Source organism: Thermodesulfobacteriota bacterium (assembly GCA_040756475.1).
Classification (GTDB): domain Bacteria; phylum Desulfobacterota; class Deferrisomatia; order Deferrisomatales; family JACRMM01; genus JBFLZB01.
On record JBFLZB010000319.1, the window covers coordinates 1 to 2979 of the forward strand.

Here is a 2979-nt window from a genome sequence, read left to right on the forward strand (position 1 = left end):
AGCCCCTAGCCCCCAGCCCCCAGCCCCTGACCCCCGCCCCCTGACAACACCCCCCAGGGTACCCCCCTGCGGACGATCGTCCACCGGGGAACGGCTGCGAGGTTCGCGAGAACGGCACGATCAGGACAAGCTCACCCCTACCGGCTCCCCGCGAAGAGCGGGAGGTACCGGGCGTAGCCCTCCCGTTCCAGCTCCCCGGCGGGAACAAACCGCAGCGCCGCCGAGTTGATGCAGTAGCGCAGGCCGGTGGGGGGCGGACCGTCTGGGAAGACGTGGCCCAGGTGGGAGTCCGCGCCCCGGCTTCGCACCTCGATGCGCGTCGCGAAGAAGCTGCGGTCTTCGTGCTCCACCACGTTTCCCGGCTCCAGGGGCTGGGTGAAGCTCGGCCACCCCGTGCCCGAGTCGTACTTGTCCAGCGAGCTGAAGAGCGGCTCGCCCGAGACGACGTCCACGTAGATCCCAGGCTCCTTGTGGTTCCAGTAGGCGTTGTCGAAGGGGGGTTCGGTGCCGTCCTCCTGGGTCACCCGGTACTGGAGCGGCGTCAGGCGCCGCCGCAGCTCCTCGGCCGGGGGCTTCCCCGCCCCGGCTCCGCCGGCCTTCCCGCTCGCGGCCTCGGCGGGGGCCTTCGTGCCCCAGACCTCCCGCAGGAACTGATCGCGGCCCGAGTTCCAGCGGTAGTACCGGTACCGGATGGAGTGGGTCTTGTAGTAGTCCTGGTGGTAGTCCTCCGCACGGTAGAACGCCGTCAGGGGTACGATCTCGGTGACGATGGGCTTGCGGAACCGGCCCGACGCGGCCAGGGCCCCGCGAGACTGCTCCGCCAGGCGCTTCTGCTCGGCATCGTGGTAGAAGATGGCCGTGCGGTACTGGGGACCCCGGTCCACGAACTGCCCACCGGGGTCCGTGGGGTCCACGTGCCGCCAGAACACGTCCAGGAGCTCGGAGTAGCTCACCCGCCCGGGATCGTAGAGCACCTGCACCACCTCCAGGTGCCCGGTCGCGCCCGCGGTCACTTGCTGGTAGGTGGGATTGGGAACGTGCCCCCCCGCGTACCCGGACACCGCCTCCAGCACCCCGGGAACCTTCTCGAAATCGGCCTCCGTGCACCAGAAGCACCCCCCGGCAAACGTAGCCGCCGCCGTCTGCCCGGCCTCGGCCCGGGCGCCGGACGCTTCGACGGCCCCCGCGGCCGCGAGGAGCAGCGCGGCAACAAATGGTATGGTCTTCATCGCTCAAGCCTCCTCGGTCGGCAGGAAGGAAAGCCCCAACGGCAACCCTCGTCTCCGCCCTGTCGCTCCCCATCATAAGCACTGGTTCCCCGGGGAGCTTCTGGATGCACCGTCCACACCGAAATCCAGATATCGCCATCGACGCCCACCCCGGCGGCGGTTTCGACTGCCATTGTGACCGAGCACCAGCAAGGCAGGACGTAGCATCCTCGTGGTAGACCGCCCCATCGCCCCCGTGGGCGACAGGGGTGAGGGGGAGGATGGTATACTTGCCACTCTCGGAGGCCACACCTACCGGCACCCGGCGGGGCGGCAGCGCTTGCGTCGAATCTCATTTTGAGATATAGAAGCAATGCACGTCATCTCACGAAGGGCACTGCTGGAGTTTGCTCGGAAGCATCCGGATGCCGCCGCGCCCCTTCGGACCTGGTACCGGCTGATGGCCCGCACGTCGTTCCAGACTCTTGACGAGCTGCGCCGCACGTTTCCGAGTGCAGACCTGGTGGGAGGGCTCGTGGTATTCAACGTCGGAGGGAACAAGTACAGGCTGATACTGATTGCATCGCTGCACTTCAACCGGCAGAAGGTCTACATCCGGCACGTGCTTACCCACGCGGAGTACGACCGGGGGAGGTGGAAACCGTGAGTCACGCTCTGCGCCACTTGACCGAAGCCTGGCAGGAGGTACTGCAGCTGGCGCCCGTGCGCGCCATCCGCTCCGAGTCCGAATATGAGGAAGCGCTCTCGGCCCTGGACCGGCTCCTCGTCGACGTGGGCGCCGACGAGGCGCACCCCCTCTACGAGCTCGTGGACGTGCTGGGCACCCTGGTCCACGCCTACGAAGAGGAGCACCTGCCCATCCCCGACACTTCGGGCCCCGAAGTCCTGCGCTACCTCATGGCAGAGCACGGCCTCACCCAGTCCGACCTCCCCGAGGTGGGCAGCCAGGGCGTGGTCTCCGAGCTCCTGGCGGGCAAGCGCGAGCTGAATGTGCGGCAGCTCCGGGTCTTGGCCCAGCGCTTTGGCGTGTCGCCGTCCGTGTTCTTCTGATCTCCTCAAGGGGTTGCTGATCTGTCCGGTCCCCCGGTAATCGGGGCCTTGGTCCCTGCCGGTCGCCCCTCGCCTCGCGGACACAACCCTTCTTCTCCTCCCGCAAGCCCTGTTGTATCCTCGCCGCCGCGGGAGGGACCATGGCCGACGTGCTGGTGTGCTGGATCGGAAACACCGACCTCAAGGCCGCCGTGGGTGACCCCGCCGCGGGCCTCGGCCCCATCGGGCGCGCCGTGGCTGCCCGGCCCTTCGACGCCGTCCACCTCCTGAGCGACTACCCCGACTCCCGCTCCGCCCCCTACGCCGTCTGGCTCCGAACCCAGACCTCGGCCCCGGTGCGGGTACGCGCCGAACCCCTCTCGGGCCCGACCCGCTTCGGCGAGATCTACGAGGCCGCGGTCCGGGGCGTGACGGAGGCCCTGGAAGCCGCCGGCCCCGGCGCCCGCCTCGCCTTCCACCTGAGCCCCGGCACCCCCGCCATGGCCGCGGTGTGGATCCTCCTCGCCAAGACCCGCTTCCCCGCCGAGCTCATCGAGTCCTCGCCCCAGGAGGGAGTCGTCACCGCCTCGGTGCCCTTCGACCTCTCCGCCGACTTCCTCCCCGACCTCCTGCGCCGGCCCGACCGGGAGCTCGAGCGCCTGAGCCAGGGCCTCCCGCCAGAAGCGCCCGAGTTCGCCGACATCCTCCACCGCAGCCCCGA

Annotated in this window: 4 protein-coding genes; 3 read left to right on the forward strand and 1 reads right to left on the reverse strand. The window is 69.2% G+C overall.

The features are described from left to right. Positions 1-137 precede the first annotated feature (137 nt). Positions 138-1229: a peptide-methionine (R)-S-oxide reductase MsrB gene (msrB, locus tag AB1578_23140; GenBank protein MEW6490794.1), complete on the reverse strand. Its 1092-nt coding sequence runs from the start codon at positions 1227-1229 to the stop codon at positions 138-140. A 352-nt stretch (positions 1230-1581) separates the two neighbouring features. On the opposite strand from msrB, the gene AB1578_23145 reads away from it, so the two are divergent. From AB1578_23145 to AB1578_23155, 3 genes are all read left to right on the forward strand, one after another. Then, positions 1582-1875: a type II toxin-antitoxin system HigB family toxin gene (locus AB1578_23145; protein MEW6490795.1), complete on the forward strand. Its 294-nt coding sequence runs from the start codon at positions 1582-1584 to the stop codon at positions 1873-1875. After that, positions 1872-2279, forward strand: a complete 408-nt coding sequence (locus AB1578_23150; protein ID MEW6490796.1) for a helix-turn-helix domain-containing protein — start codon at positions 1872-1874, stop codon at positions 2277-2279. The genes AB1578_23145 and AB1578_23150 overlap by 4 nt, the downstream gene beginning before the upstream one ends. Positions 2280-2419: 140 nt before the next feature. Then, a partial coding sequence (locus tag AB1578_23155) for an AAA family ATPase (protein ID MEW6490797.1) occupies positions 2420-2979 on the forward strand: 560 nt, incomplete at its 3' end.